The sequence below is a fragment of the Arthrobacter sp. genome (assembly GCF_031988865.1).
In the GTDB taxonomy this organism is placed as follows: Bacteria; Actinomycetota; Actinomycetes; order Actinomycetales; family Micrococcaceae; genus Arthrobacter_B.
Genome location: NZ_DALZXY010000124.1, coordinates 1 through 6,847 on the forward strand (window position 1 = coordinate 1; position 6,847 = coordinate 6,847).

General features: G+C 65.8%; 5 protein-coding genes. 2 read left to right on the forward strand and 3 right to left on the reverse strand.

Annotated elements, in window-relative coordinates; all coding sequences use genetic code 11:
* Positions 1-141: 141 nt before the first annotated feature.
* Positions 142-1,062, reverse strand: a complete 921-nt coding sequence (gene truB / locus RTN46_RS15760; protein WP_312182800.1) for a tRNA pseudouridine(55) synthase TruB — start codon at positions 1,060-1,062, stop codon at positions 142-144.
* 112 nt (positions 1,063-1,174) lie between these two features.
* Between truB and RTN46_RS15765 the strand changes: the two genes are divergently transcribed.
* Together RTN46_RS15765 and RTN46_RS15770 are read left to right on the forward strand one after the other, a co-directional pair.
* Entirely contained in the window at positions 1,175-2,320 is a 1,146-nt protein-coding gene (locus tag RTN46_RS15765) for a pyridoxal phosphate-dependent aminotransferase (RefSeq protein ID WP_312182801.1), read from the forward strand.
* A 530-nt stretch (positions 2,321-2,850) separates the two neighbouring features.
* Positions 2,851-4,089: a ScyD/ScyE family protein gene (locus tag RTN46_RS15770; protein ID WP_312182802.1), complete on the forward strand. Its 1,239-nt coding sequence runs from the start codon at positions 2,851-2,853 to the stop codon at positions 4,087-4,089.
* A 157-nt stretch (positions 4,090-4,246) separates the two neighbouring features.
* Here the strand turns inward: RTN46_RS15770 and rbfA are convergent, their stop codons facing one another.
* Both rbfA and infB read right to left on the reverse strand, forming a co-directional pair.
* Positions 4,247-4,723: a 30S ribosome-binding factor RbfA gene (rbfA, locus tag RTN46_RS15775; RefSeq protein WP_312182803.1), complete on the reverse strand. Its 477-nt coding sequence runs from the start codon at positions 4,721-4,723 to the stop codon at positions 4,247-4,249.
* A gap of 132 nt (positions 4,724-4,855) precedes the next feature.
* The coding region (gene infB, locus RTN46_RS15780; RefSeq protein WP_312182805.1) for a translation initiation factor IF-2 at positions 4,856-6,847 on the reverse strand (1,992 nt) is incomplete at its 5' end.

A 6,847-nucleotide genomic window follows, 5' to 3' on the forward strand; every position in this document is an offset into this window, starting at 1 on the left:
GAGGAGGAAGAGTTCAACGGCGGCCACCGAGAGAATCGTGAGGTCGTTGGGTCCGTGCTTCATAATGGCTGCGCCAACGCAGATCACGGTGGAGACCAGGCAAACGAGCGCACCAACAACGAACAGGGGGTCGATAACCACTTAGGACCTTTCATTTCCCGGAGCAAATACCAGCAGCGCCCGGGCGGTGTCGCCCTTGTCCCCCAGCAGCCCCATCAGCTCTCCGTCCGGGGCGAACGCAGCCACCGGAACCGCTTCGCCGCCGGCTTCGGGGATGCCGGAAGGGCTGATCCGCCGCCCATGGGAGATATTTTCGGCTTCCTCCGTGCTGAGCTCGCGCACCGGGAAGAGCGCCCGGGCGGCATCGTTGAGGTCCAGCAGCCGGAGGTCTTCGGCCAGCTGCTCCAGCGTGGAGGACTGGCCGGCGTCGTACGGTCCCACGGATGTGCGCCGCAGCGCGGTCAGGTGCCCGCCCACACCGAGCGCGGCACCGAGGTCGCGTGCCAGTGCCCGGATGTAGGTTCCGGAGGAGCATTCAACGGTCACGTCGACGTCGCGCAGCTTACCGCCGTGCTCCCGGCGGATGCCATGGACCTCGAACCTGGAAACGGTGACCGGGCGCGCGGGCAGGTTCACTTCGCCGCCGGCACGGACCCGGGCGTAGGAGCGCTCTCCTGCCACCTTGATCGCGCTGACGCTGCTGGGGACCTGAAGGATGTCGCCGGTGAGGTTTGCTACCGCAGCCATGATCTCTTCATCCGTGACCGCTGCGGCGATCGTTTCGGAGGTCACCTCGCCCTCGGCGTCGTCCGTGATGGTTGACTGTCCCAGCCGGATAGTGGCGTCATACGTCTTGGAGGTGCCCACAATGTAGGTCAGCAGGCGGGTCGCCTTGTTGATCCCGACCACCAGCACACCGGTGGCCATCGGATCCAGTGTGCCGGCGTGGCCCACTTTCCGGGTCCCTGCCAGCCTCCGCAGGCGACCGACCACGTCGTGGCTGGTCCAGCCCTGCGGTTTGTCCACAATAATCAGTCCTGAACGGACCTGCCCGGAATTCACGCCTTTCAGTATATGCGCCGGTCAGGTGCTGTTCGTGCCCCGTGCCGGGAGGCGGGCTTCCTTCCGGCGGTGTCTTCGGCGCACAGGAGCGGGCCACCGGTAGCATTCGGGTATGCCCCAGCTAGCCGCGCATGTGCGAACTGTCGATCCCAACCAGATCCGCGAAATCACGCAGGCCGCGTGGGCCACGCCCAACGCGATCGTCCTCAGCATCGGCGAGCCGGGGTTCCCGACACCGGTCCATATCCTAGAGGCGGCCGAAGCAACGCTGGCCCGGGATGAGACCGGTTACACACCGAACGCGGGCATTGCTCCGCTGCGGGCGGCGTTCGCTGCCCGGGCAACGGGGCTCGCTGGCAGTCCCGTGGATCCGTCCCGCGTGTTCGTCACGGCCGGTGCGCAGCAAGGGCTGCACCTGGCGATGAGCCTTCTGCTCGATGCCGGCGACGAGGTCCTGGTACCGAACCCGGGGTACCCCACCTTCGCCATGACGGCCCGGCTGCTGCACGCCGTGCCCGTGGAGTATCCGCTCCACCCATCGAACGGGTTCCAGCCCCGGATTGAAGAGATCGAGTCCAGGATCACTCACCGCACCCGGGTGCTGCTGCTGAACTCGCCCTCTAATCCCCTGGGGTCCGTCTTCAGCGCGGATCTGACCCGGGAGCTGGTGGAGCTGGCACGGCGGCGGGGGCTGTGGATCCTCTCCGACGAATGCTATGAGGCGTTCACCTACGACGTTCCCCATGTGAGTCCGCTGGCGTTCGATGGCGGTGGTGAACTGGTTTTCGCCTCCTACACCCTGTCGAAGACCTATGGCCTAACCGGGCTGCGGATTGGTGCGCTGGTCACCCCGCCCGGAATGGAGACCCGCATGAGTACCGTGATGGAGTCGATCGTCTCCTGCGTGGCCTCGCCGTCGCAGTATGCAGCGGTGGCGGCCCTGTCCGGGCCGCAGGATTATGTGCGGAACGCTGAAGTGCATTACCGGGGCAACCGGGATGCAGCTTCGGCGGTCCTGGCGGAGTTGGGTATTCCGTTCCTGGCGGCGCAGGGCGCCTTTTACCTCTGGGCCGACCTCTCGCATGCCTCCGGCGGCGACATCCGCCGGTGGACCCGGCAGTTCCTCGAGGATTCCGGCGTTGCCCTGGCCCCCGGGACGGCCTTCGGATCGATCGGTGAAGGGTGGGTCAGGATCGCCCTGTGCGGTGACCGGGCGGAGTTGGTCGAAGGACTGGGGCGTCTACCCTCAACCCGCTAGGCCCGGCCTGCCGTCCATCGATGGTGCCCCGGAAGTTCACAGGTGATTCCGGGGCCAAACACAGCCTATTCTCAACTTCGCGTTTACACGCGGTATCCGCCTGCCTAGTCTGTGGACTGGTTTCGGCATTGGGGGGACCGGTTGGGGTTCCGGGTCCGAAAGAGTCCTGCATTGCGCCCAGCACCAATGCCTAGGAGACGTTCGTGAAAACGCCCGCACCCGCTCAGCCCACACCCGCTCAGCCCAGGCCCGCTCAAGCGCACCTCCTCCCGCGTCGGCAGGACAGCAGCTAACTGCGGCTCAAGCCCCGAAGGCGGGGGAACCGACAATCCCCCCGCTCCCCCGCCTTCGGCATCCCTGCCGGCCGCCCACGGCGGAACCGGCCAAGACTACCTACGCCACCGAAGGCAGGAACGGCTCCGGGCCGCGCCCTGCCGTCCCCACCTACTCCGTCCTGCCATGGCTGGTGCCGGATCCGTTGATGCCACCCACCCATGGCTCCACTTCCCCACACCTTCAAGGAGAACACCATGAGGAAACGAGCATCATCCGTGCTGCCATTGGCGGCAGCAGCGGCCCTGCTGGCCGGACTGATCGGAGCACCACCGGCTGCCGCCGGTGGCCGGCACCATCATCCACACCCCAACCCGCTGCCCGTGGCAGGGGAAGTAACAACGCTGGCCACCGGTTTGGTTTCACCGCTCCGCATCGCGCTTGGCAGCTACCGGTCCGTCGACGTCGCCCAGTCCTTCGCCGGGAGCGTGGTGCGCATCGGCCGGGACGGCAACCTCACGACGCTTGACCCGGGTATTCCCGGTTATCTGTCCGACGCCGTATCGCGCGTAGGTGGCACTACCTACTATGCGCTGACCACCGGAGCAGGCGAGGGGGTGCCGGAGAACAATGTCGCCCTGCTGCGCTCAGTGGACCGCCGCGGAACCATCCGCACAATCGCCGACCTGGCAGTGCATGAACGGACCGCAAACCCGGACCAGGTCAACACCTACGGGTTCCGGGACTTGGACGCCGCGTGCCTCGCCCAGCTCGACCCCGCGATTCCGAACAATTACACCGGGCTGATGGATTCCCATCCGTATGACACGATGCGGATCCGGAGCGGCATCCTGGTGGCGGACGCCGGAGCCAATGCGATCCTGCAGGTTAACGAGCGCAGCGGCCGCACCTCGACCGTCGCCGTCCTGCCGCCGGTTCCGGTCACCGTAACCCCGGAAACCGCTGCCGAGAGCGGGCTCCCCGCCTGTACGGCGGGCCACGATTACTACGCGGAACCTGTTCCCACCGATATGGCCATGGGACGGGACGGTCAGCTCTATGTCGGTTCACTCCCCGGCGGCCCGACGGGCGGTCCAGGCTCGATCTACCGGGTCAGCCTTCGAACAGGCGCGGTGGACCTGGTGGCATCGGGACTCGTCAGCCCCACCGGAATTGCAGTCAACAGCCGCGGGGACATCTTCGTTGCGGAACTCTTTGCGAACCGGATTTCCGTGATTCCGAGGGGAAGTGCCACGGCCGAGCCGTTCTATGAGGTAACGGCGCCCGCGGACGTGGAGCTGCGCGGTTCTGCACTCTACGCCAGCATCGATGCCCTGCCTCCGGGCGGGGAACCGGAACCCGGCGCCCCCGTTGATCCGAACGCCCCGCCGCCGGTTTTTGACGGCAAGGTCATCCGGATCCAGCTCACGGCCGGTGGAGATCCACACGGGCTCGCGCAGCCTGACGGACAACCGGCCGAGCCGAACGACGACTAGTCAGCCTGGCAGGATCCGCAGGGCCTGACCGGAAATAAGGCCTGACCGGGAAAATGGGCCTGACGGACCAAAACGCCTGACGGACCAAAAAGGGAGCCCCGCCGATTTCGGCGGGGCTCCCTTTTAGGCACAGGTTTTGCTGTGCGGGTGAAAACGCTTAGCTGCGGGCGTCGGAATCTTCTGCCGGTGCGTCCTGCAGATCTTCCTCGTCGTCCTCTTCGTCCTTGCGGTACGGATCGGCGTCGCCAGCGTAGGCAGCACCCTCTTTCAAGGCTGCCAGCTCCTCGTCCCGCTTCTTGGCCTCCCGGATGAGTTCTTCCAGGTGGCTGGCGTTAACCGGGATCTCGTCGGCGACGAATTCCAGCGTCGGCGTGAGCCGGACGGTGATGTTCTTGCCGACTTCCGAGCGCAGGATGCCGCGGGCGGAATCCAAGGCGGCCTTGGTGTCTGCCTGCTGGGCCTCGTCACCGAAAACGGTGTAGTACACGGTGGCGTGCTGCAGGTCGTTGGTGACGCGGGCGTCGGTGATGGTCACGAACCCCAGTCGGGGATCCTTGATCCGCCGCTCGAGCGCCTGCGCAACTACCACCTTGATGCGGTCAGCGAGTTTCGCAGCGCGTGCTGGATCTGCCATTACCTCTCCTTTTAAAGTTCTTGGGTTCCGCTACGACGGCGGCCGGTCCAGGCCGGCGGCGCCGTCGTGCGATGGGGGCTGCCAAAGCAGCCGGAGCGGGGCTGCCGGAAATCCGGCAGCCCCAGCCGGGAATTATGCCCGCGGCTTCTCGCGCATCTCGAAGGTCTCGATGATGTCGCCTTCCTTGACGTCGTTGAACGAGCCCAGGCCGATACCACACTCGAAGTCCGTCCGGACCTCGGTGGCGTCGTCCTTGAACCGCTTGAGCGAGTCAACGGTGAGGTTCTCACCGATGACCTTGCCGTCGCGGGTGACCCGTGCCTTGGCGTTACGGCGGATAACACCGGAGCGCACGATCGAGCCGGCAATGTTGCCGAACTTGGAGGAGCGGAAGACTTCGCGGACCTCGGCGGTACCGAGCTGCACTTCCTCGTACTCCGGCTTGAGCATGCCCTTGAGGGCCAGCTCAATGTCATCAATTGCTGCATAGATGACGGAGTAGAAGCGCATGTCCACGCCTTCGCGCTCGGCCAGGTCGGCCACACGCTCGGCAGGCTTGACGTTGAAGCCGATGATGATCGCGTTGTCCACGGTCGCCAGGTTGACGTCGTTCTGCGTGATGGCACCAACGCCGCGGTGGATGACGCGCAGCTGCACGCCGTCCCCGACGTCGATCTTGAGCAGCGAGTCTTCCAGGGCTTCCACGGCACCGGACACGTCACCCTTGAGGATGAGGTTGAGGGTGTCAACCTTGCCATCGGCAACAGCCTGGTCGAAGTCCTCGAGGCTGATGCGCTTGCGGCGCTTGGCCAGGGCGGCGTTACGGTCCGCAGCTTCACGCTTCTCGGCGATCTGGCGGGCAGTGCGCTCGTCGTCGGTCACGAAGAAGGTGTCGCCGGCACGCGGGACGTTGGACAGACCCAGCACCTGGACCGGACGCGACGGTCCGGCTTCGGTGAGGTTGTCGCCGTTCTCGTCGAACATGGCACGGACGCGGCCGTGGGCCGTTCCCGCCACGATCGTGTCGCCGACCTTCAGCGTTCCGGACTGGACCAGTACGGTCGCGACGGCGCCGCGGCCCTTGTCCAGGTTCGCTTCGATCGCGATGCCGCGAGCGTCCTTGTCCGGGTTGGCGCGCATGTCCAGGGCAGCGTCCGCGGTGAGCAGGACTGCCTCGAGCAGGGCGTCAATGTTGAGGTGCTGGCGGGCCGAAACCTCAACGAACATGGTGTCGCCACCGTATTCTTCGGGAACCAGACCGTATTCGGTCAGCTGGCCGCGGACCTTGTCCGGGTTGGCGTCTTCCTTATCGATCTTGTTCACGGCAACCACGATCGGCACGTTCGCCGCCTGTGCATGGTTGAGGGCTTCAACGGTCTGCGGCATTACGCCGTCGTCCGCTGCCACAACCAGGACCGCGATGTCGGTGACCTTGGCACCACGGGCACGCATGGCGGTGAACGCCTCGTGGCCCGGGGTATCGATGAACGTGATGGCACGGTCCGTGCCCTCGTGCTCAAACTCGATCTGGTAAGCACCGATGTGCTGGGTGATGCCGCCGGCTTCGCCCTCGACCACCTTGGTGTTACGGATCGCGTCGAGCAGGCGGGTCTTACCGTGGTCAACGTGGCCCATAACGGTGACTACCGGAGGACGTGCCTCGAGTTCGTCGTCGCCTTCGGCTTCCAGTTCGGCCTCGAAGTCAATGTCGAAGCTGCTGAGCAGCTCGCGCTCTTCGTCTTCCGGCGAGACAACCTGGATCTTGTAACCCAGCTCCTCGCCGAGCACGCCGAACGTTTCCTCATCCAGCGACTGGGTGGCAGTTGCCATTTCGCCGAGGTGGAACAGCACGGTAACCAGTGCTGCCGGGTTTGCCTCGATCTTGTCGGCGAAGTCCGTGATGGACGCGCCGCGCCGCAGGCGGACAACAGTGTTGCCGTCGCCGCGGGGTACCGAAACGCCACCCAGCGACGGAGCTGACATCTGCTCCAGTTCCTGCCGCTTTGCCCGCTTCGACTTGCGCTGCTTGCCGCGTCCTGCGCCGCCCTTGCCGAAGGCACCGGCAGTGCCGCCGCGTCCGCGGCCGCCCTTGCCGAAGCCGCCGCCAACAGGTGCGCCTCCACC